The organism is Enterocloster lavalensis, assembly GCF_046603895.1.
Taxonomy (GTDB): domain Bacteria; phylum Bacillota; class Clostridia; order Lachnospirales; family Lachnospiraceae; genus Enterocloster; species Enterocloster lavalensis.
Map to the genome: position 1 here is coordinate 5382277 of NZ_CP176637.1, position 23209 is coordinate 5405485.

The window sequence follows — 23209 nt, forward strand, 5'->3', positions numbered from 1 at the left end:
CTGTAAAATTCATATTCCCATATGGCTGTATTAAAAAAATGGATGGCGGGGAGAACGGGGAACTGGCGGGGCGGGGAAACGTGATGGATAAGGTGCATAAAAAGGAATATAAGTTTTTGTGACATATGGATAGAGAACGGCCCAAAATGGCGAAAGGGGGGCATATATTGCCATATTGAAAAATGCATTTTACCGCAGCGCCATCATCTGCTAGGATAAATGTATGCACTGCAGGTTATGATGCAGCGCGAATACAGAGGGAGGAATTCATGATGAATATGGCGGTAGTATCATTGATTGCCCTGGCGGCGGCGATTGTGCTGGGGTTTGTGAAAAAGGTGAACGTGGGGATCGTGGCCATTGCCATGGCCTATCTGATCGGAATTGTGTACGGAATCGGGGCGGGGAAGATCACCGGCGGCTTCAGCTCATCCATGGCCATGACGATGATCGGAGTCATGTACCTGTTCGCCATTGTCAGCGGCAACGGCACCCTGGAGCTGCTGGCCAAAAAGATCACCGGTCTGGCGGGAAACAGGAGATACCTGCTCTATGTGGCGGTCTACGCCATCGGGGCCATTCTCTCCGGCGTGGGGCCGGGCGCGATTCCCACGCTGGCCATCGTGCCGGTGCTGGCGATCCCGGTGGCGTTAAAGGCGGGAATCAACCCGATTCTGCTCTCCCTGATCGGGCAGATGGGAGCCCAGTGCGTGCGCATGTGCCCCATCACGCCGGAGGCCGTGGTGGTGGCCGGGTTGATGACAGAGCAGGGGCTGGACGGAAATACGCTCCCGGCCATGTGGAGCATGTGGGCCACAGAGCTGGTGATGATAGCCTGCGCGTTCATTTACTTTAAGGGATGGAAGTTTGACAAACCGCTGGCCACGGCGGCCGGGCAGGGCCTGGAGGAGAAATTTTCGGGCAGACAGATTTTGTCCCTGGCCGGGCTGGGCCTGATGATTCTCTGCGTGGTGGTGTTTGAGTTGAATGTTGGCCTGATCAGCCTGGTGATCGGCTGCGGGCTGATTCTGCTGGGCTGCGCGGATGAGAAAAAGGTGGTCCGGGATCTGCCCTGGAACACGATTCTCCTGGTGCTGGGCGTGGGCGTGCTGATGAATATTGTAAAACTGTCCGGCGGCGTGGATCTGCTGGCGGAGTCCATCACCAGGATCAGCAGCGAGCGCACGATCTCCCCCATGGTCTGCGGCGCGGCCGGCGTCATGTCGTTTTTTGCCTCCGGTCTGGGCGTGGTATTCCCCACGCTGATTCCCACGGTGGGTAAAATCGCGGCGGGTATGCCCGGAGTGGGCCCGGCGGAGCTGATGGCCAGCGTGGTAATCGGAGGGACGGTGGCCGGATTTACCCCCATCTCCACCGCGGGCGCTCTGATTCTGGCAGGCGTTTCCCAGTTTCCGGAGGTGGAGGAAACCTACTCCCAGAACAAGATGTTTGTGCAGCTGTTTGTATTTTCCATCATCTGCATGCTGATCGGAGTCGCAATGGCGGCCCTGGGCGTTTACCGGGTGATCTGCGGTTGACATCATTTTCCCCTGTTTGCTATAATCAATGAATAAGCCGGCATAGCCGGTGCGACGGCAAACATTCCTGGGGGTGTCACAGTGGACTCGAAACAGATTCAATATATCTTAAAAGTAGCTGAGTGTCAGAATATCACACGGGCGGCGGAACAGCTGTACGTGTCACAGCCTGCGCTCAGCCATTTTATTTCCAAGGCGGAGGAGGAGCTGGGGGCGAAGATTTTCAACCGGGGAACCACGCCCCTGACCCTGACACAGGCCGGGGAGCACTATGTAAAGACGGCCCGGATGATGATGGCGCTGGAGGAGAATTTAAGGCAGGAGATCGACGATCTGAACAACAGCCGGGACGGGGAGATCCGTCTTGGGCTTTCCGACATGCGGGCCACGTCCTTACTGCCCTTCGCCCTGCCGGAGTTTCGAAGGCTCTATCCCAACGTGACCATAAAAACCGTGGAATCCGGCAGCAGAACCGTGGAGGACAACGTGCGTAACGGTCTGGTGGACCTGGGGATCATTCCGCTCTACGACTACGGCCAGGACCTGTGCGCTAAAGTGCTCTACGACGAGGAGCTGCTGCTGGTGTCCTCGGAGGACCTTCCCTGCGAGCGGGGGAACGTGCGCCCATGGGTGGACATCGAGGAGGTGACGGGGCGGGATTTCGCCCTGCTCACAGGCGATAACCGGCTGCGCAGGGCGGTGGACGCTGTCTTTCTGGAGCACGGCGTGAAGCCGCGGACCGTGATGGAGTCCCGGAACAACATGACCGTCTACATGCTTGCAACCAGCGGCATGGCCCTGGCCATTGTGCCGGAGACCGTGGTGCGGATGATGAACCCGGTGCGAATCCCCAGAATCTATTCCATCGGCAAATCCGGCTTCCACTGGAACATCGGGGCCATCCGGCGGGAGGACGCGGTGCTCTCGGGCGCTCAGGAGCAGCTGATCCGCCTGCTGCGGAACCGGTATCTATAAATCCAGGCTCAAAATCAAAAACTTTGTTAGTATTATACAAAAATAGTTAGAAAAGTCTGTGAGATTTTGAACATTGATTTTATGACCAAAGATTGCTATATTATTAACGTATCATTTGTTCTTTGAAAAATCGTAACAGTTCAGACGGCTCATCTTCTTGACCGAAAAAGACCGGTCAAGAAGCATCGGATGTCCATCCGATGTGAAAATTGACACAAAAACCCGCTTACAAGCGAGCTTGACGCGGCTTTCCGCGCCAATTTTCCCGCCGTCTGAACTGTTACGAAAAATCATATCTATATAGCTGTTTAAAACATAGCTGGGACCACGCGGCATACCGGCGGTATCATATATACCGCAAAGCGTATGAGGGTGCATCGTGGACACCCGTGCCGCCGGCAGTATACCAGTCGTATAGTCTATGAAGCAAAGATTGTTTAGGAATTTACATCAGGAGGTTATCATGAAAGGAACCCTGTTAGTAAAGAACGTTAAGCATCTTGTGACATGTGACGCGAATGACAGACTGCTTGACGGGGTGGATGTGTTTGTCCGGGATGGAGTAATTGAGGCCATCGGGCATGTGGAAGGGACAGCGGAGGATGTGATTGACGCATCTCATATGGTGATGTATCCGGGTTTGATCAATACACACCATCATTTATATCAGACGTTCAGCCGCAATTTACCACAAGTACAGAACATGGAGCTGTTTCCATGGTTAAAAACTTTATATGAAATATGGAAGCGCGTGGATGAGGACGTGGTTTATTACAGTTCGCTCACCGGTATGGGCGAGCTGTTAAAAACAGGGTGCACCACCTGCCTGGATCACCATTACGTGTTCCCCAAAGGGGCAGGTGGCGACCTGATGGGCGCCCAGTTTGAGGCGGCCCGGGCCCTTGGCATGCGGTTTCACGCCACCAGGGGCAGTATGGACCTAAGCGTGAAGGACGGCGGGCTTCCGCCGGACAGCGTGGTTCAGACGGTGGATGAAATTCTCTGTGATTCGGAGCTGGCCGTGAAAAAATATCACGACGGCAGCCGGTATTCCATGGGGCAGGTGGCCCTGGCGCCCTGTTCCCCCTTCAGCGTGACCGGGGAGCTTCTGCGGGAGTCCGCGGTGCTGGCCAGGAAGCTGGGCGTGCGGCTCCACACCCACCTGGCGGAGACCAGGGATGAGGAGCAGTTCACCCTGTCCTACTTCGGGATGCGGCCTCTGGCGTACATGGAAAGTCTGGGATGGACCGGGCCGGACGTGTGGTACGCCCACGGAATCCATTTTAACGACCAGGAATTACAGCTTCTGGCGAGAACCCGGACCGGCGTGGCTCATTGCCCCATTTCCAATATGAAGCTGGCTTCCGGCGTGGCGCTGATCCCGCGGATGCTGGAGCTGGACGTGCCGGTGGGACTGGCTGTGGACGGCTCCGCCAGCAACGACGGGTCGAACCTGCTGGAGGAAATGCGGGTGGCCTACCTGCTGCACCGGCTGAACTGGAGCAGAAAAGCGCCGTCGGGTTATGAGATTTTAAAGCTGGCCACCAGGGGCAGCGCCCGGATTCTCGGGAGAGACGAATTGGGCCAGATCAGTCCCGGCATGGCGGCGGACTTCTTCCTGGTGAACTTTGACCGCATCGAGATGGTGGGCGCGCAGTTCGATCCGGCCTCGGCCCTCTGCACGGTGGGCCTGAAGGGCAGCGTGGACTACACGGTGGTGAACGGACGGATTGTGGTCCGGGACGGAAGGCTGGTCAACGTGGACGAGGACCGGATTGTGGAGAAAGCCAACGCGGCTGTTGAAAACTATATAAACGGATAAGCATTTTCCCGGCCGGAAGCGCAGACGCGGCGGGAGATGCCGCCGCTCTGCTGCTGTGAAGCCGCCCGCCCGCAAGAGAACGCGGGGGCGCAGGCTCCGTCCGGGCTAAAGGCCAGCATAACAGAGAGGTGTGAACATAGATATGGAAAATCATAACAGATATGCAAAGGTAACGGAATTAAACGGAAGGCCCCGCCTGCTGGAGGCCCTTCCCCTGGCCATGCAGCACGTGGTGGCCATGATCGTGGGCTGCGTGACCCCGGCGATTATCCTGGCGGGGGTTACAGGCTTAGAGGCCTCCGAGCAGATCATCCTGATCCAGTCGGCGCTTCTGATCTCGGGCGTCGCCACCCTGCTCCAGCTGTTTCCGCTGGGACGGTTCTGCGGCTCGGGGCTTCCGGTGATTATGGGGGCCAGCTTCGCCTACATACCGCTTTTGATCTCCCTTGGAAGCAGGTTTGACCTGCCCACCATTTTCGGGGCTCAGCTGGTGGGCGGCCTGGCGGCCGTGGCGGTGGGGCTGTTCTACAAAAAGCTGACCAGGCTGTTTCCGCCCCTGGTCACGGGCACGGTGGTATTTACCATCGGTCTGTCCCTCTATCCCACAGCGGTAAACTACATGGCGGGCGGCGTGGGAGCCGAGGATTTCGGAAGCCCCAGGAACTGGCTGGTGGCCGTGGTCACCCTGGCAATCGTGCTGTTCTTCAACTATTTTACCAGGGGAATCTGTAAGCTGGCCTCTATACTCATGGGTATGATCTTCGGATATGCCCTGGCCCTTGTGATGGGCATGGTGTCCTTTGAAAATGTAAACGCGGCCGGCTGGTTCCAGTTCACCATGCCCATGCATTTCGGTATGAAATTCGAGCTGACCTCCATCATTTCCATGCTCATCATGTACATCGTCAGCTCGGTGGAGGCCATCGGGGACTTCACTTCCACGGCGGGCGGAGGCCTGGACCGGGAGCCGGAGGAGCGGGAGATGTGCGGCGGAATCATCGGAAACGGAATCGCCAGCATCATCGGCGCGTTTATGGGCGGACTGCCCACCGCCACCTTCAGCCAGAACGTGGGCATCGTGATTATGACCAAGGTGGTGAACCGCTGCGTGCTGGGCCTGGCGGCCCTGATCATTCTGGCTGCAGGGTTCATCCCCAAGTTCGCCTCCCTGCTGACCACCATCCCTTCCTGCGTGCTGGGAGGAGCCACGGTTTCCGTGTTCGCCATGATCGCAATGACCGGAATCAAGCTGATCACAAAGGAGAAGCTGACGGCCAGAAATACCTCCGTGGTGGGCCTTGCGGTGGCCTTAGGCATCGGCGTGATCCAGGCAAACGGCTGCCTGGCGCTGTTCCCGGACTGGGCGCGGACGATTTTCGGGGAGTCCGCGGTTGTGATCGCCACCATCACCGCCGTGACCCTGAACCTGATTCTGCCGGAGGCGGAGGAGGAGCGGGAGGCCGGGGCGGCGAAAATCGCCCGGGCAAATGGCTGAACGGGCGCTTAGAAAATCCGGGGTTGACAAGCAGCGGCGATTTTAGTATCATGAATAAAATCATATGGTGTAAAGGCTATGACAAGAATTAGTAACATTTATGAAAATCTCAGAGAAGAGTTGGCCGGTGAAAAACTCCGATTGGATGAATGCGAATACGTCTTTGAGCCGTTATCTGAACTTTTAGTAGGAGAATCCGGGTTTGCCCGTTACAGCAACGAGTATTTTATATACTTGCAGAGGTTTTATTCGCGAGAATAAAATGAATGAAGGTGGTAACACGAGATGAAATTCGTCCTTTCTATATATTATAGAGAGGGCGTTTTTTTATTGAATGCAATGGTCCGCTGGCGTAGCCTGCGGGCGGTTGCATGAAATGATTGGGAGGAGAAAAGGATGGGAGAAAATAATTTTAGTGAAAAAGAGAAGGATATTGAGAATGCGATTAAAGTTATGCTCAAGGGGGTAGCAGAGCATACGGCGGTTTCGGAGATCCGCGCAAAGCTACAGAAGGCAGCAGACGAGGACCGGCCTTTGATCGTAAAGTTAGGACTTGACCCGTCCGCTCCCGATATTCATCTGGGGCATTCCGTGGTATTAAGAAAAATCCGCCAGCTACAGGATTTGGGACATAAAGCGGTGATTATCATTGGCGATCACACGGGAAGAATTGGAGACCCTACGGGGAAATCGAAAACCAGAAAGCAATTAACGGAGGAGGAAGTATTAATCAACGCGCAAACGTATCAGAATCAGATTTTTAAGATTATTGATCAAAACAAGACGGAAGTCCGGTATAACAGCGAATGGTTTGAGAAAATGAATTTTGCGGATATCCTTACGCTTGCATCGAAATGTACCGTGGCCAGAATGCTGGAACGGGACGACTTTCACAAAAGATACACGAATCACCTGCCGCTCTCAATTCACGAGTTTTTCTATCCGCTGATGCAGGCCTATGATTCGGTTGCCATTAAAGCAGATATCGAGCTGGGAGGCACTGATCAGACATTCAATATTCTGATGGGGAGATATATTCAAAAGGATTACGGTTTGGAATCGCAGCTCACTTTATTTATGCCGCTGCTGGAAGGCATTGATGGAATTGAAAAGATGAGCAAGAGTTTAGGAAATTATATCGGTATCGATGAAGCGCCCCATACGATTTATGAAAAGGTGATGAAGATACCGGACAATATGATCCTAAAATACTATAATTTATGCACGGATATACATCCTGATGAAGTGGGCGAGATCGCGAAGCGTTTGGAGAAGGGCGAGAATCCCCGCGATATAAAAATGGAGTTAGCTTACGAGATTACAAAGCTGTACTGTGGAGAGGACGGGGCCGCCGCGGCGCGGAGACGATTTATCGACGTATTCCAGAGGGATTTGATTCCGGAAGATATTGAAATCCTGCATATCGGAAATGAAGATAATCTGGAGGAAATGATCTTAGCCGCACTATTGGAAACCGGAAAATTCAAATCGAAAAGCGAAATCAGACGTCTGGCCAAACAGGGGGGTGTTAAATGGAACGGAGACCGGGTTGTTGAAATAAAGGATATCAATTTAAATGCCGGTGGTAACATTCTGAGGATTGGCAAGAAATATATCTTTAAGATTGAGGCGCCGTAATTTGGAATTTTATCTGAAATTGATGTGTTTTGTCCCGGGTTACAAAAGAAGTTATGCCATACCCGGTTGACATTTCCACACAGTGTTATTATAATATAGAGGTTAAATAAGGAAAAGCTGTGATGGAGACAGTAGGCCTGTGGGAACGTGACAGAGAGCCGGGGAGGGTGGAAACCCGGTACAAGTAGCGCAGAACTGAAGATCACTCCGGAGCTGTCCGGTTGAAGGGCCGCGGATTTGCCGCGCAGTAGGCCGGGACGCAATTCCTGCGTTAAAGGAACTCATATGATGGTATGCAGTAATAGGTGGTGAAACGAAGCGTTTTTAAGCTTTCGTCCTGTTCGGGGCGGAAGCTTTTTTGCTTTTTATCGAATTTTTTACATCCATCATAAAACAAACCCAGTATTATATTCTAAGAACGGAGGAAGAGGCAATGTATGACAAAGTCCCCACAGACCTAAAGTTTGTGGAACGGGAAAAAGAAGTGGAAATGTTCTGGGAAGCCAACCACATCTTTGAGAAGAGCATCAAAATGAGAGAGGGCTGCAAGCCCTATGTATTCTACGACGGGCCGCCAACGGCCAACGGCAAGCCACACATCGGCCACGTGGAGACCCGTGTGATCAAGGACATGATCCCGCGCTACCGCGCCATGAAGGGCTACATGGTGCCCAGAAAGGCCGGATGGGACACCCACGGCCTTCCGGTGGAGCTGGAGGTGGAGAAGAAGCTGGGTCTGGACGGCAAGGAGCAGATCGAGCAGTACGGCCTGGAGCCCTTTATCCAGGAGTGCAAAAAGAGCGTCTGGAAGTACAAGGGCATGTGGGAGGATTTCTCCAATACCGTGGGCTTCTGGGCGGACATGGACGATCCCTACGTGACCTATGACAACAACTTTATCGAGTCCGAGTGGTGGGCTTTAAAGCAGATTTGGGACAAGGGCCTTCTGTACAAGGGCTTCAAGGTCGTTCCCTACTGCCCGCGCTGCGGCACCCCTCTGTCCTCCCACGAGGTGGCCCAGGGCTACAAGGACGTGAAGGAGCGCTCCGCCATCGCCCGTTTCAAGGTGAAGGGCGAGGACGCCTACATCCTGGCATGGACCACCACGCCCTGGACGCTGCCCAGCAACCTGGCTCTGTGCGTGAACCCCAACGAGGACTATGTGAAGGTGAAAACCGGGGACGGCTACACCTACTATCTGGCCCAGGCCCTGTCCGAAACCGTGCTGGGGGAGGACTTCGAGGTTCTGGAGACCTACAAGGGCAAGGACCTGGAGTTTAAGGAGTACGAGCCGCTGTTCGACTGCTCCGTGCCCTTCTGCGAGAAGCAGCACAAGAAAGCCTACTACGTGGTGTGCGACACCTACGTGACCCTGACCGACGGTACGGGAATCGTTCACATCGCCCCCGCCTTCGGTGAGGACGACGCCAACGTGGGCCGCAAGTACGACCTGCCCTTCGTGCAGCTGGTGGACGCCAAGGGCGACATGGCCTCGGAGACCCCCTTTGCGGGCAAGTTCGTGAAGGACGCCGATCCGCTGGTGTTAAAGGATTTAAAGGAGCGGGGCCTGCTGTTCTCCGCGCCGGCCTTTGAGCACAGCTATCCCCACTGCTGGCGCTGCGGCACGCCGCTCATCTACTACGCCCGTGAGTCCTGGTTCATCAAGATGACCGCGGTGAAGGAGGATCTGATCCGCAACAACAATACCATCAACTGGGTTCCCGATTCCATCGGCAAGGGCCGCTTCGGCGACTGGCTGGAGAATATCCAGGACTGGGGCTTATCCAGAAACCGCTATTGGGGAACTCCCTTAAATATCTGGGAGTGCGAGTGCGGACATCAGCACTCCATCGGCAGCATCGAAGAGCTGAAGAGCATGTCCGACAACTGCCCGGAGGAGATCGAGCTGCACCGCCCATACATCGATGCCGTGACCATCACCTGCCCCCACTGCGGAAAGCAGATGAAGCGGGTGCCCGAGGTGATCGACTGCTGGTTCGATTCCGGCGCAATGCCCTTCGCCCAGCACCATTATCCCTTTGAGAACAAGGAGCTGTTCGAGTCCCAGTTCCCGGCCCAGTTCATTTCCGAGGCCGTGGACCAGACCAGGGGCTGGTTCTACTCTCTGCTTGCCGAGTCCACCCTGCTGTTCAACAAGTCCCCCTACGAGAACGTGGTGGTTATGGGCCTGGTGCTGGACGAGAACGGGCAGAAGATGAGTAAGTCCAAGGGCAACGCGGTGGATCCCTTCGATACCTTGAAGGCCCACGGGGCCGACGCCATCCGCTGGTTCTTCTACACCTGCAGCGCCCCCTGGCTGCCCAAGCGCTACCAGGACAAGGCCGTGACCGAGGGACAGCGCAAGTTCATGGGTACTCTGTGGAATACCTACGCCTTCTGGGTACTGTACGCCAATATCGACCGCTTCAACGCCATGGATTACACCCTGGAGTACGACAAGCTGGCCGTGATGGATAAATGGCTCCTGTCCAAGATGAATTCCATGGTAAAGACCGTGGATTCCAACCTGGACAACTACATGATCCCCGAGGCCGCCAGAGCCCTCCAGGAGTTCGTGGACGACATGAGCAACTGGTACGTGCGCAGAAGCCGCGACCGTTTCTGGGCCAAGGGTATGGAGCAGGACAAGATCAACGCCTATATGACGCTGTACACCGCCCTGGTGACCGTGGCCAAAGCCGCCGCCCCCATGATCCCCTTCATGACCGAGCAGATTTACCAGAATCTGGTAAGAAAGATCGATCCCTCCGCCCTGGAGAGCGTGCACCTGTGCGATTTCCCGGAGGTCAACGAGAGCTGGATCGACGCAAAGCTGGAGAGCGACATGGACGAGGTGCTTAAGACCGTGGTCATGGGCCGCGCCGCCAGAAATACCGCCAATATCAAGAACCGCCAGCCCATCGCGCAGATGTACGTGAAGGCCGACCACGAGCTGTCCCGCTTCTATGTGGAGATCATCGAGGACGAGCTGAACGTGAAGCAGGTGACCTTCACCGACGACGTGCGGGCGTTTACGTCCTACACCTTCAAGCCCCAGTTAAAGACCGTGGGGCCGAAATACGGCAAGCTGCTGGGCCGCATCCGCCAGACCCTGACGGAGATCGACGGAAGCGCTGCCATGGATGAGCTGAACGAGAAGGGCCAGCTGACCTTTGACTATGACGGCCAGGAGGTTGTGCTGACCAAGGACGACCTTTTGATCGACGTTGCCCAGAAGGACGGCTACGTGACCGAGGAGGACAACTATGTGACCGTGGTGCTGGACACCAACCTGACTCCGGAGCTGATCGAGGAGGGTTTTGTCCGCGAGCTGATCAGCAAGATCCAGACCATGCGCAAGGAAGCCGGCTTCGAGGTTATGGACCGCATCAACATTTTCCAGGACAACAACGACCACATCGCCGAGATCTTCAAGGCCCATGCGGACCAGATCAAGAGCGAGGTTATGGCCACGGATATTTTCCTGGGCCAGACCGGCGGATACGCCAAGGAGTGGAACATTAACGGGGAAAATGTCATGCTTGGTGTTGAAAAGACCGTGAAATAATGGTAGAATAGCTTGAGGCGGGGTGAACATAAGTGGCGTCACCCCGCTTTTAGATTGGTATTATTTGGAAATAATGGTGCCATCAAAACGTCCGCCCGAGGCGGACGGGGAATCAGGAGGATCGAACATGAACAAAGGCTTCGATAAAGCGACATTTAAACGCACTGTGTTGGACAATGTGAAAAACATGTTCCGCAGAACCATCGATGAAGCGACCCCGCAGCAGGTGTTTCAGGCAGTGGCCTATGCTGTTAAGGACGTGATCATCGACGAGTGGATCGCAACGCATAAGGAATACGAGAAAAAGGACGCAAAGACCGTTTACTACCTCTCCATGGAATTTCTCATGGGCCGCGCCCTGGGCAACAACATCATTAACATCTGCGCAAGGGAAGAGGTGAAGGAGGTTTTGGATGAGCTGGGCTTCGATCTGAACGTGATCGAGGACCAGGAGCCGGATGCGGCTCTGGGCAACGGCGGCCTGGGCCGTCTGGCGGCATGCTTTCTGGACTCCCTGGCAACCCTGGGATATCCGGCCTACGGCTGCGGCATCCGCTACCGCTACGGCATGTTCAAGCAGAAGATCGAGAACGGCTTCCAGGTGGAGGTTCCGGACGACTGGCTGAAGGACGGCAATCCCTTTGAGATCCGCCGCCCGGAGTACGCCACCGAGGTAAAGTTCGGCGGCTACGTGCGCATCGAGAACCGGGACGGCAGAAACCGCTTTATCCAGGAGGGCTACCAGTCCGTGATGGCGGTTCCCTACGACCTGCCGGTGATCGGCTACGGCAACAACGTGGTCAACACCCTGCGCATCTGGGACGCCCAGCCCATCAACACCTTCAACTTAGACTCCTTTGACCGGGGCGATTACCAGAAGGCGGTGGAGCAGGAGAACCTGGCAAAGACCATCGTGGAGGTGCTTTACCCCAACGACAACCACTACGCGGGCAAGGAGCTGCGCCTGAAGCAGCAGTATTTCTTCATCTCCGCCAGCGTGCAGCGCGCGGTCAAGAAATATAAGGAGAAACACGACGATATCCGCAAGTTCTACGACAAGGTGGTGTTCCAGCTCAACGACACCCACCCCACCGTGACCATTCCCGAGCTCATGCGCATCCTGCTGGATGAGGAGGGCCTGACCTGGGATGAGGCGTGGGAGGTGACCACCCGGACCTGCGCGTACACCAACCACACCATCATGTCCGAAGCCCTGGAGAAATGGCCCATCGAGCTGTTCTCCCGCCTGCTTCCGAGAATTTACCAGATCGTGGAGGAGATCAACCGCCGCTTCATCGAGCAGATCCAGTCCAAGTACCCGGGCAACTACGAGAAGGTCAAGAAGATGGCGATCATCTACGACGGCCAGGTGAAGATGGCGTACATGGCCATCGCGGCCAGCTTCTCCGTCAACGGCGTGGCAAGACTGCACACCGAGATCTTAAAGAACGAGGAGCTGAAGGATTTCTACCAGATGATGCCGGAGAAATTCAACAACAAGACCAACGGCATCACCCAGCGCCGCTTCCTGCTCCACGGCAATCCCCTGCTGGCGGATTGGGTGACGGATAAGATCGGCGACGAGTGGATTACCAACCTGCCCCACATTGAAAGGCTGGCGATCTACGCCTCCGATTACAAGTGCCAGCAGGAGTTCATGAACATCAAGTACCAGAACAAGATCCGCCTGGCTAAATACATCAAGGAGCACAACGGAGTGGACGTGGACCCGCGCTCCATTTTCGACGTACAGGTCAAGCGCCTGCACGAGTACAAGCGCCAGCTGATGAACATTCTCCACGTGATGTACCTGTACAATCAGCTGAAGGATAACCCGAATATGGATATGGTTCCCAGAACCTTCATCTTCGGAGCAAAGGCTGCGGCGGGTTACAAGCGAGCCAAGCTGACCATCAAGCTGATCAACTCCGTGGCGGATGTGATCAACAACGACAAGACGATTAACGGGCGGCTGAAGGTGGTGTTCATCGAGGACTACCGGGTAAGCAACGCGGAGCTGATCTTCGCGGCGGCGGACGTCAGCGAGCAGATTTCCACGGCCAGCAAGGAGGCATCCGGCACCAGCAACATGAAATTCATGCTCAACGGCGCCCTGACCCTGGGCACTATGGACGGAGCCAATGTGGAGATCGTGGAGGAAGTGGGAGCGGACCGCGCGTTCATCTTCGGCATGTCCTCAGACGAGGTGATCCGCTATGAGAACAACGGCGGTTACAACCCCATGGAGATATTCAACAACGACCAGGACATCCGCCGGGTGCTGATGCAGCTGATCAACGGCTACTTCTCACCCCAGGATCCGGAGCTGTTCCGGGATATCTACAACTCCCTGTTAAACACCAAGAGCAGCGACCGGGCGGACACCTACTTTATTCTGAAGGATTTCCGGTCTTACGCCGAGGCCCACAAAAAGGTGGACCGGGCGTACCGCGACGAGGCCTGGTGGGCGGAGTCGGCCATCCTCAACGTGGCCCACTGCGGAAAGTTCACCTCCGACCGAACCATCGAGGAATATGTGAGAGATATCTGGCACCTGAGCAAGGTACAGGTTGAAATGTAAGTAAATGACAAGCTACAGGGGGCTGTGCCGCAGCGAGAACGGGCACAGCCCCTTGGAGTCGGTGCGGCAGGCCGCGGGCAGAATGCGGCCAGGACGCGAAAGGAGCTTCCCCATGAGACTGAAAGACAGAATACCGGGAGATTTCTATAAGCTGTTCGCCAGCAAATACAGGGACAATTACATATGCTTTTTGCTGGCCATTTACGAGGAGACCACCAGGCTTTACTCGGCGCTTTGCCTGACGGAGGCGGAGTGCCGGGCCGTGATCGACGAGTGCATGGAGGCCGAGGGCCTGATTCCCTCCGAGGACGAGGAGTTCGAGGAGGGGGACAGCCTGGTTTACAGCCCCGGCTCCACCCGCTTTCTGTACAATCTGGCCCAGTGGGGGTGGCTGAAGCGGGATTTCGACGAGCGGACCAACAGTTATTTTTACTCCTTTCCCGGCTACAGCCTGACCTACCTGGAGACCTTCCGCAAGCTGTGGAGCGAGGAGGAGGATTTGAGCCACGAGAGCATCCGCTCGGTCTACAGTCTGCTGCACACCTACCTGACGGACCGGGAGAAGGACGTGGAAATCCTGGGGGACGCTTTAAACGCCTCCAAGCGGCTTTTGCAGCTCCTGTCCAACATGCAGGACGGCATGCGCAGCTATTTTGACGAGCTGTCCAGGCAGAAGGATATCCGCGGCATCCAGGAGGTGCTGGTGGACGAGATCAACAACACGGACAGCCGCAAGTACGCTCTGCTCACCAGCACGGACAGCTTTTACCGCTACAAAGAGGCGGTGAAGGAGATTGTGCAGGAGATTCTGGAGGACAACGAGGCACGCAGGGAGCGGTTGGAGCGGGAGTTAACCGCCCTGCAGCCGGAGAGCGCCCAGGCGCTGCGCTGCCGCAAGAACATCGACCGCAGCCGGGAGGCGGACTCCCTGGTCTACGAGACCCTGCGGGAGTTCGATTTCATCGAGGTGAAGTACAACCGGCTGATCGAGCAGAAGGCCGTGTTCGCCGCCCGGGCCAACGCCAGAATCCGTTATCTGCTGCGGGAGGGCGAGGAGGAGGACGACAATCTGATGGCCTTTATCGGCGTGCTGCGCCGCAGCCCGGACCAGGAGGAGATTCTGGCGCAGCTGGGGGAGAGCTACGCTCTGACGGCCCTCAGCCGTGTGGTGGGGGAGAACAGCTTTTACGCCAGGCGGGATGAGAAGCGGGCCTTTGAACCGGCGCCGCCGGAGCTTCCCGTCACCCCGGACAGCAGCGATCTGACGGACTTTGTGGTGCGCCCGGAGTATACCCAGAAGGAGATCGACGCGTTTATTCGCAAAAACAGCCGCGGCGGGGCGTTTTCGGTCACGGAGGACACGGTTTCTGGCGTGGCGGACCTGGAAAAGCTGCTGTTTGTCTGGCGGGACGCGGCGGCCGGGGACGGCGGCATGAGGATCACCGGTACGGACAGCGAACCCATCCGCAAATTCGGCTGCAAATACACAAAATTCACCATGGAGAAGAGTGAGAACAGCGATGATTGAGTACGTGAACAGCTTAACGCCCCAGGAGGCGGAGGAACTGAAGAGAACCATCCGGGATTTGATGCGCCAGAGCTGCATCATTGAGACCAAGTACGACACGGACCGGGACTGCCTGAAGGATAATCCGCGCTACCGGGTCTGCATGCGGCACAGGGAATTTTTGACGGACTATTTCGACATTATGGGCTGCACCCTGGTGTTTGATCCCCAGGACCATTTTTTTCGCCTGTCCGGCGACGGGGTTGGGCTGGAAAAGTTCAGCGAGACCACCACGCTTTTTATTCTGCTGATGAAGCTGATCTACAAGGAAAAGATCATGGGGGAGGGGCTTAAGGCCACGGTGACCAACCTGGAGGAGGTGCGCCGTCACGGCGTGGACACGGGGATACTGAACCGGAAGCTGACGGACCGGGAGGTCTACGAGGCCGTCTCCGTGATGAAAACCCACCAGATGCTGGAAATCCCCTGCGCCATCGGCGATCTGGAGGACGACACGCCCATTTATCTGTACAACATGATCAACGTGTTCTGCCGGGGCGCGGCGGTGACGGAGCTGTACCAGAGGTATAAAAAGCGCGAGGAGGAGGCCGCGGACGGGCTGCTGCAGGAGCGGCTGAGGCTGGAGGAGCAGGGCGGGGAGGCCCGGGAAGGGGCGCCTGGCCCTGCTCGGGACGCAGCGCTTGGCCTGGCCCAGGAAGCAGCGTCCGGTCTGATCCAGGAAGAAGCGCCGGGCCGGACCCAGGAAGGAGATACCCAGGATGAAACCATGTAAGAAGATCATTACCCGCATGTGTATCAACAACTGGGGCGGAATCGGCCACCAGGTGATGGAGTTCAACGAGTACGTGAACCTGTTTTCCGGCATGAGCGGTTCAGGCAAGTCCACGGTCATGGACGCCGTCCAGGTGCTGCTCTACGGCAGCCTGTCCCAGAACTTCCTCAACAAAGCGGCGGACGAGAAGAACCGGCGTACCGTGATGACCTATCTGCGGGGCGCCCAGAAGGACGGCACCTCCAACCGCGGAAACCGGGATTTCTGCGCCAATCTGGTGATGGAGATACGGGACACCCAGGACGAGTCCTACCGCTGCATCGGCGTGGCCTTCGACGTGCGCTCCGGGGACCGGGACATCAACAAATACGCTTTTTTCTCCCATGACGGCATGCTGGATGACTGCCTGTATCGCAATGAGGATGGGATTCCCCTGATGGTGAAGGAGATCGGCGATCTGGTAAAAAGGCACCAGAAGGACCCTAGGGGCCGTCTGCGGGGGGAGGACATCAACCGCACCTACCCCACCAACGACGCCTACCAGACCGCGCTGTACGACCAGATTTTCGGCTATATCGACGGCAAGCGCTTCATCACCATGGAGAAGAGCGCCGTAGCCCTGAAAATGTCCAACGGCGTGGGTCAGTTTATCAAGGATTACATGTTCCCCAAGAGCAGCAGCGAGGCCATCGAGAAGATCAGCCGCCAGCTGGGGGATTACACCGATATCCGGGACACGGTGCTGGATATGGAGAAGCGGATCGACCTGCTGGCCGCCGTGCGGGAGTCCGACGGCAGGCTGACGGTGGCAAAGGCCGCCGTGCTCCAGAACGAGTACATTTTAAAGCGCCTGCGCCTGACGGCCATTGAGGAGGAGCTTGCGCGGCTGGAGGCAGAGCGGTCCGGCAAAACCCTGCTGCGGGCCTCCCTGGCCCAGAAGCGGGACCTGTTAAAGGCGGAGATGGACCGGATTCACGGGGAGCTGGTGGAGACCGAGTCCAGCTTAAAGGCCAGCGACTACGGGAAAATGAAGGAACAGCTGGCCCAGCTGGACGAGACGATCGTCCTGTTAAACCGCAACTGCGCCGCCTGGGACCGTTTCGTGGCCTCCCTGTCCAAATGGGAGGAAAATGAGGCTGTCTACGATCTGGTCAGCAACGCCGCGCTCCAGTCCATGGAAGATCTTCGGGACCGGAAGGCGGACGCGGATACCCTGGAGACCTTACGGACCGCCCTCAAGGAGACCATGGAGGAGATCAACGAGGCCCGGGACAACCTGGCGGATGAGCGCAGGGACTTAAACCGCGAGCTGAAGGAGAAACGGGACCGTCTGGCGGACTGGAAGAGCGGCCAGAAGTCCTACCGCAACCGGCCGGGCTTAAAGGAGGCCAGGCGGGAGCTGGAGCAGGCCCTGTACCGGGAAACCGGCTCCAAGGTGAGGGTCAGCATCCTGGCGGACACCTTCGACGTGCGGGACCCGGAGTGGAAGGATGCCGTGGAGGGGCGTCTGGGGCGGGTGAAATACAGCCTGATCACACCCCCGGCATTTTCCCACACCGCGGCCGTGCTGTTTCGGGAGATGAAGCAATTCGAAAATGTGGACCTGCTCCACGTGGCCAATATCGTGAGGGACGGGCAGGAGGCCAGGGAAAACGCCCTCTACGAGGCGGTGGAGACCGATGTGGACTATGTGGACGCCTGCCTGCGGCATTTCCTGGGAAGGGTGATCAAATGCCGGACCGTGGAGGAGCTGGAGCAGGTGCGCGACGGTGTGACCGCGGACTGCTACTCCTACAGCAACTATACCCTGCGTCACCTGCTCAGCAAGGACTACCGGGACAACGCCTGCATCGGCAAGACCATCCCCAAGTCCCGCATCGACCAACTGGAAGCGGAGGTGAGGGCCTTGGAGGAGACCGGACGGGAGCTGACCGGGCGGATCACGGCCCTGGAACAGGCACGGAGCTACGAAAATCTGTCCCAGGAGAACGACTATTATCTGGACCTGGCCGGGGCTGAGAAGGAGCAAAAGAAGCACGAACTCCGCCGGGAGAAGCTGGCCCGGGAGATTTCGGAGCTGGAGCAGGGCGCCATGCGGGAGCTGCGGGAACGCCTGGAGGAGACGAAAAAGCGCTACGCCCTCAAGGAGGACGAGTACACCCGGGCCGGGAACGAGTTCGCGGCCGCGGAGCGGGAGCTGGGCACCATCGAGGCGGACCTGCGCAACCAGAAGGCCCAGCACGCGGAGGCGGAGTACGGCTTTACCCCCAACCGGGCCGAGGATGAACGGATCGCGGAGCGCCTGCAGGGCCGCAGCTTAAACGGTTACCGGGCGGAGGCGGCCCGGGCCCTGGAGTCCGCCAAGTCTGATGTGGAGAATTATACGGGGGAGCGCCAGGCGGCGCGGATGAAGTTCAACCTGGCCTACAGCGCCTGCGGCCTGACGGGCACCGAGGAGTCCAACAGGCCCTACGAGGATTTGTACGAGCGCTACAGCCGCCAGTATGTGGAGGAGTATAAGGAGGAGTTCGAGCGCAAATGCCGGGAGGTATACCGCAGCCTGCGGGACAACGTGATCGCCACCATCCACGGGGACATCAAAGCCGCTTACCGACAGGTGCGGGAGGTCAACCGGGTGTTGGGCGCCACGGCATTTTCGGACAGCGTGTACAAGATCGGTATCACGCCCGCGTCCAACGAGAACAGCCAGTTCTATGAGATGCTCACCGCCCCGGAGCTGGACAGCAAGGTGGTGAACGAGGACGACGTGGAGGGGCAGATCAGCTTCGGGGACGACGTGTTTGAGCGGAAGTATGAGCGGGAGATCAGCCTGCTGGTGGAGAAGTTCATCCCGGACCGCACCGGGGACGAGCGGGAATCCGCCAAAAAGCGGGCGGAGATGGAGAAGTTCTCGGACTACCGCAATTATCTGACCTTCAACATGTATGAGGTGACAATGGATGAGAGCGGCCAGGAGAAACGGATTCCCGTGGATGAGATGGCGGGAAATGACTCCGGCGGCGAGGGCCAGAACCCCAAGTACGTGGCGCTGTTCGCGGGTTTTGCCCTGCTGTTCGCCCACCAGAACCACCGGGACAGCCGGATCAAGATCGTGCTGCTGGACGAGGCTTTCTCCAAGATGGACAAGACCAGAAGTTCGGTGTGTTTAAATTACGCCAGAAAGCTGGGACTTCAGGTGATCATCTGCGTGCCGGACGAGCGCCTGATGACCCTGGTGAAAAATGTGGACTGCGTGTACGGCTTCCGCAGATACAAGAATCAGATTTCCATGCTGATGATCGACAAGGGAAGCTATCTGGATATGCTGGAGGGATCGGATGAGCAGGGAAACGAATCAGAGCCGGAGCAAGGAACGGACCGGGAAACGGAGCAAAGGCAGCAGCGAGAGCCGCAGCGGGAAAATGACGCTGTTGGAATGGATACTGAAACAGAATAATACCCCGGGCTGGCGGACCGGCGCCTCGTCCGGGGAGCGCCACCCACAGATCACCCAGGAGGCCATCGAGGCCGTGGGAAAGCGGGAGCTGCTGGAACAGGCGGCCGTCCTGGAGGGAAGTGGGCTGATCGCGGTGGACTGGCGTGAGATGAGAAACGATATCGCCAGAATCCACTACCGCCTGGAGGACGTGGGCCGGATGTATGAGCTGGCCGGGATTCCCGATCCAAGGGAGGCGCTGGCCAGGGCGGGGAGTCTGGTGAGGCAGTACCGGGCGGATTTAGAGAATGAGGATTTTAAGCCCTTTTACGACAAGCTGCTGGAGCAGATCGGGAAAGGAAGTCTGCCGGAATACGTTGAGAACGAGGACTTTTTTCGGGCCCTCAACGCGGTTGCGGACAACCGGGAGAGCCTGTGGGAGACTCAGTTCAGCGCCCGGGTGTTCGGAAACGCCAAGTATTTTGGGAAGTATCTGCGGAAACCGGTTTTGCGCAAGCTCTGCCGCTACGGCTCCGCTGTGGAAGACGGCATGGAAGAGGACGAGGTGTTTGCCGAGTACGGAATCATGAGCTATTCCCAGCAGATGGAATGTAAGGGGCCGCTTCTGGTGGACACGCCGGACCGGGAGGGGAAGCGCCGCCTGGCCTCCGGGGAATCTTTTCCACTGGGGATGGTGCTCAACGCACGCACGCTGGCGGCGGCAAGCCCGGCGGGACTGCCCGGCGTCCGGCGCATTATCACCATTGAGAATAAAGCGAATTATGAGTCCATGGAGTACAGCGGGGATACCTTGTACATTTACTGCCATGGATTCTTTTCGCCCAAGGAGCGGCGTTTCCTGCGCAGCGCGGTAGAGCTTGCGGGGGCGGAGACGGAATTTCTACACTGGAGCGATATGGACTACGGCGGAATCCGCATTTTCCGGTTCATGAAGGAAAAGGTATTTGCGCAGGTGAAGCCGTTACACATGGACGCGGAGAGCTTTGAGCGCTGCCGTCTGGCCGGGGCGGGAATTCCGTTGGAGGAGGAGAAACGTAAGAAGCTTTTGGCCCTGGGCGTGCCGGAGCTGGAGGAGTTAAAAGCCTGTATTTTACGGTACGGGCTGGAAATTGAACAGGAAAATCTTTTGGAAGGAAGGCAGGAAACCCATGTATGACAAACTGACTCAGAGCGACATCGACAAGATGATGGAGGAGATCGAGCACCGGAAGCTGGTGGTGCGCAAGGAATGCCTGGAGGCGGTGAAGGAGGCCAGGGCTCACGGGGATTTGAGCGAAAACTTCGAGTACAAGGCGGCCAAGCAGGACAAGAACCGCAACGAGAGCCGCATCCGCTATCTGGAGCGCATGATCAAGACTGCGAAGATCATTTCCGACAAGTCCTCCTCGGACGAGGTGGGCCTCAATGACACTGTGGAGGTGTACATTCCCGAGGACGACGAGACAGAGCGCTACAAGATCGTCACCACGGTGCGGGGAAATTCCCTGAAGGGGCTGATCAGCATCGACTCCCCCCTGGGCAAGGCGCTTCTGGGCCACAAGGTGGGGGAGACGGTGTATGTGAAGGTGGACGAGCGCTTCGGCTATGAGGTGGAGATCCGCTCCATCGACACCACCACCGAGGGCGAGGAGGAGACGCTGCGAAGCTTCTGACCCTTGCACAGAAAGAGGGCACGTGATTTTCCGCGTAAACTTCAATAACATGACAGAAGGATGTCGTGTTTGACGTGGTATGATAGTGGAAAAGGAGGGAATTACCGATGGCATTTGATTTCAAGAAAGAGTACAGGGAGTTTTATATGCCCGGGAATCAACCGGAGATTGTCACGGTGCCGCGGGCGGGCTACATTGCGGTCCGGGGAAGCGGGGATCCCAATCAGGAGGGCGGGGACTATCAGCGTGCGGTGGGCGTTCTGTACGCCGTGGCCTACACCATCAAGATGAGCTACAAGGGCTCCCGGCGGATCGAGGGCTTTTTCGAGTATGTGGTGCCGCCTCTGGAGGGCTTCTGGTGGCAGGAGGGCACTTTGGGCGTGGATTATTCGGACAAGAGCCGCTTTAACTGGATTTCCGTGATCCGCCTGCCGGATTTCGTGAAGCGGGAGGACTTTGACTGGGCGGTTAAGGAGGCCTCCAGGAAGAAAAAGCTGGACTGTTCCATGGCGGAGTTCCTGACGGTTGACGAGGGGCTGTGCGTGCAGATTATGCACCTTGGATCCTACGACGACGAACCCGCGACCGTGGCCGTGCTGGATGCGTTTTTAGAGGAAAACGGGTATGAGAACGATTTCTCCGGAGACCGCCTGCACCATGAAATCTATCTGTCCGACCCGAGACGGTCAGCGCCGGAAAAGTGGAGGACGGTGATACGGCATCCGGTGAAGATGAAGGGGTAGGGCCGGTTTTATATCTCTGGGCGAACGGACCCGATGCCTGCATTCGCTTTCATCGAACGGTATAAGCCCCGGCATGAGACTTCGCGTTCCTCATGCCGTTTTTTTATGTGCGGGGGATATATCTCACGTTTATTTACAACTGACAGACAGACCAAATCAATTTGCCGGACCGTGTCCGGCACTTTTTTTAATTTTAAAAGAGGAACCAATCCATATTTCCAGTTAGTTTAATAAGACATCCGAAACATTGAGGTGCCGGAACCATTTGTTGATTATAATAGTTGATAAAACCATTTTCGGCGTTACAGGGAATGGGGTTTTAGCCATTGGGACAGAATACTACCGATATTACAGACTAGCAGGAGGCAGCGATGAAGAATAATCAGGACAGAATGATGACAGCTCAGAAGATTCGTGAATATTGTAAATGGTTGGAGCACTGTGAAAGGAGCAGGGACACCATACAAAGGTATGCGTATCACCTGACCAATTTTATGGAGTTTGCAAACAACAGGCCCGTCCGCAAGGAAATGGTTGTGTGCTGGAAAAGCATTTTACGTGAAAATATGGCTCCCGTAACCGTGAATGGAGCGTTGGCTGCATTAAACGGTTTTTTTAAATTTTGGAGCTGGCAGGACTGCAAGACAAAATTTTTAAAGATCACCCGGAACGCCTTTTATCCGGAGAGCCGGGAGCTCTCAAAGCAGGAATACCAGCGGTTGGTAAAAACAGCGGCTGAATCCGGGAAGGAGAGAATTTGCCTGGTGTTGGAAACGATCTGTTCCAGCGGAATCCGTGTATCCGAGCTTCCCTATATCACAGTGGAGGCGGCCGGGAAAGGGCAGGCGGAGGTGGATTGCAAGGGCAGGATCAGAACCGTTCTGCTGACAAAGAGGCTTTGTAAAGTATTGCTGGATTACGCAGGAAAAAAGGGGATTGAGAGAGGAATGATATTTGTGACAAGAAGCGGAAGGGCTTTGGACCGGAGCAACATCTGGAGGGAAATGAAAGCCCTGGGGCTGGAGGCGGGAGTAGACCGGGAGAAGGTATTCCCCCACAATCTGAGGCATCTGTTTGCAAGAACGTACTATGCCATGACAAAGGATCTGTCCAAGCTGGCCGACATATTGGGACACAGGGACATCAACACGACTCGAATTTATACTATGGAAAGCGGGAGTGAACACAGGAAACAGCTGGAGCGTATGAGATTGATCCTGACCCCTTACAACGGAATGTCTCTTTTGTTGTAATTAAGAATTTATATCTGGTAAAACATATTATATCATATCACAGATTTACATAGGTTTCTACATTTTTCTACAATATTTGACATTATTTTTGGCACAGCAATCAGACCAGGTCACATAATGAGACCGGGCCTGATTAGTTGCCGTTTTTCTGAAACCGGATTTCTCCGGATATTTCACATGAATTATT

General features: G+C 56.4%; 14 protein-coding genes and 1 other annotated feature. All 14 genes read left to right on the forward strand.

Annotated elements, in window-relative coordinates; genetic code table 11:
• The first annotated feature begins 269 nt into the window (after positions 1-269).
• The 14 genes from ACK2JC_RS24280 to ACK2JC_RS24345 all read left to right on the forward strand — a co-directional run bounded on the left by ACK2JC_RS24280 (position 270) and on the right by ACK2JC_RS24345 (position 23022).
• Entirely contained in the window at positions 270-1538 is a 1269-nt protein-coding gene (locus tag ACK2JC_RS24280; protein ID WP_166434461.1) for an SLC13 family permease, read from the forward strand.
• An 81-nt stretch (positions 1539-1619) separates the two neighbouring features.
• Positions 1620-2513: a LysR family transcriptional regulator gene (locus tag ACK2JC_RS24285; protein WP_092367376.1), complete on the forward strand. Its 894-nt coding sequence runs from the start codon at positions 1620-1622 to the stop codon at positions 2511-2513.
• A gap of 463 nt (positions 2514-2976) precedes the next feature.
• On the forward strand, positions 2977-4335 hold the full coding sequence (locus ACK2JC_RS24290; RefSeq protein WP_320938457.1) for an 8-oxoguanine deaminase: 1359 nt from the start codon (positions 2977-2979) through the stop codon (positions 4333-4335).
• A 142-nt stretch (positions 4336-4477) separates the two neighbouring features.
• On the forward strand, positions 4478-5830 hold the full coding sequence (locus ACK2JC_RS24295; protein WP_118756170.1) for a uracil-xanthine permease family protein: 1353 nt from the start codon (positions 4478-4480) through the stop codon (positions 5828-5830).
• Positions 5831-5899: 69 nt separating this feature from the next.
• Positions 5900-6133, forward strand: a binding site (T-box leader).
• A 93-nt stretch (positions 6134-6226) separates the two neighbouring features.
• Entirely contained in the window at positions 6227-7468 is a 1242-nt protein-coding gene (gene tyrS, locus ACK2JC_RS24300; protein WP_368271408.1) for a tyrosine--tRNA ligase, read from the forward strand.
• 433 nt (positions 7469-7901) lie between these two features.
• Positions 7902-11036 (forward strand): isoleucine--tRNA ligase, encoded by a 3135-nt coding sequence (gene ileS, locus ACK2JC_RS24305; RefSeq protein ID WP_368271407.1) that lies wholly within the window; start codon positions 7902-7904, stop codon positions 11034-11036.
• A 127-nt stretch (positions 11037-11163) separates the two neighbouring features.
• A complete protein-coding gene (locus ACK2JC_RS24310) occupies positions 11164-13617 on the forward strand; it encodes a glycogen/starch/alpha-glucan phosphorylase (protein WP_320938459.1) in 2454 nt (817 codons plus the stop codon).
• A 112-nt stretch (positions 13618-13729) separates the two neighbouring features.
• Complete coding sequence (locus ACK2JC_RS24315) at positions 13730-15145, forward strand: Wadjet anti-phage system protein JetA family protein (RefSeq protein ID WP_320938460.1); 1416 nt, start codon at positions 13730-13732, stop codon at positions 15143-15145.
• Positions 15126-15917 carry a DUF4194 domain-containing protein gene (locus ACK2JC_RS24320; protein ID WP_320938461.1) on the forward strand — a complete coding sequence of 264 codons (792 nt, stop codon included), beginning with the start codon at positions 15126-15128 and terminating at the stop codon, positions 15915-15917. The genes ACK2JC_RS24315 and ACK2JC_RS24320 overlap by 20 nt, the downstream gene beginning before the upstream one ends.
• Positions 15904-19374 carry an SbcC/MukB-like Walker B domain-containing protein gene (locus tag ACK2JC_RS24325; protein WP_368271406.1) on the forward strand — a complete coding sequence of 1157 codons (3471 nt, stop codon included), beginning with the start codon at positions 15904-15906 and terminating at the stop codon, positions 19372-19374. The genes ACK2JC_RS24320 and ACK2JC_RS24325 overlap by 14 nt, the downstream gene beginning before the upstream one ends.
• Entirely contained in the window at positions 19256-20530 is a 1275-nt protein-coding gene (locus ACK2JC_RS24330) for a Wadjet anti-phage system protein JetD domain-containing protein (protein ID WP_320938463.1), read from the forward strand. Before ACK2JC_RS24325 ends, ACK2JC_RS24330 begins: the two co-directional genes overlap by 119 nt.
• The gene (gene greA / locus ACK2JC_RS24335) at positions 20523-21026 is read left to right on the forward strand and encodes a transcription elongation factor GreA (protein ID WP_227168441.1); all 504 of its coding nucleotides are present in this window, start codon (positions 20523-20525) and stop codon (positions 21024-21026) included. The genes ACK2JC_RS24330 and greA overlap by 8 nt, the downstream gene beginning before the upstream one ends.
• A gap of 107 nt (positions 21027-21133) precedes the next feature.
• Positions 21134-21769, forward strand: coding sequence for a GyrI-like domain-containing protein (locus ACK2JC_RS24340; protein ID WP_227168439.1), 636 nt, complete (start codon positions 21134-21136; stop codon positions 21767-21769).
• 371 nt (positions 21770-22140) lie between these two features.
• Complete coding sequence (locus tag ACK2JC_RS24345) at positions 22141-23022, forward strand: tyrosine-type recombinase/integrase (protein ID WP_107434962.1); 882 nt, start codon at positions 22141-22143, stop codon at positions 23020-23022.
• Positions 23023-23209 lie beyond the last annotated feature (187 nt).

Excerpts from the sequence above, each read along its gene's own strand:
- ileS (WP_368271407.1), top strand. The coding sequence starts at position 7,902 with ATGTATGACAAAGTCCCCACAGACCTAAAGTTTGTGGAACGGGAAAAA.
- ACK2JC_RS24345 (WP_107434962.1), top strand. The coding sequence starts at position 22,141 with ATGAAGAATAATCAGGACAGAATGATGACAGCTCAGAAGATTCGTGAA.
- tyrS (WP_368271408.1), top strand. The coding sequence starts at position 6,227 with ATGGGAGAAAATAATTTTAGTGAAAAAGAGAAGGATATTGAGAATGCG.
- ACK2JC_RS24330 (WP_320938463.1), top strand. The coding sequence starts at position 19,256 with ATGAGCAGGGAAACGAATCAGAGCCGGAGCAAGGAACGGACCGGGAAA.
- ACK2JC_RS24295 (WP_118756170.1), top strand. The coding sequence starts at position 4,478 with ATGGAAAATCATAACAGATATGCAAAGGTAACGGAATTAAACGGAAGG.
- greA (WP_227168441.1), top strand. The coding sequence starts at position 20,523 with ATGTATGACAAACTGACTCAGAGCGACATCGACAAGATGATGGAGGAG.
- ACK2JC_RS24280 (WP_166434461.1), top strand. The coding sequence starts at position 270 with ATGATGAATATGGCGGTAGTATCATTGATTGCCCTGGCGGCGGCGATT.
- ACK2JC_RS24310 (WP_320938459.1), top strand. The coding sequence starts at position 11,164 with ATGAACAAAGGCTTCGATAAAGCGACATTTAAACGCACTGTGTTGGAC.
- ACK2JC_RS24315 (WP_320938460.1), top strand. The coding sequence starts at position 13,730 with ATGAGACTGAAAGACAGAATACCGGGAGATTTCTATAAGCTGTTCGCC.
- ACK2JC_RS24340 (WP_227168439.1), top strand. The coding sequence starts at position 21,134 with ATGGCATTTGATTTCAAGAAAGAGTACAGGGAGTTTTATATGCCCGGG.
- ACK2JC_RS24290 (WP_320938457.1), top strand. The coding sequence starts at position 2,977 with ATGAAAGGAACCCTGTTAGTAAAGAACGTTAAGCATCTTGTGACATGT.
- ACK2JC_RS24325 (WP_368271406.1), top strand. The coding sequence starts at position 15,904 with ATGAAACCATGTAAGAAGATCATTACCCGCATGTGTATCAACAACTGG.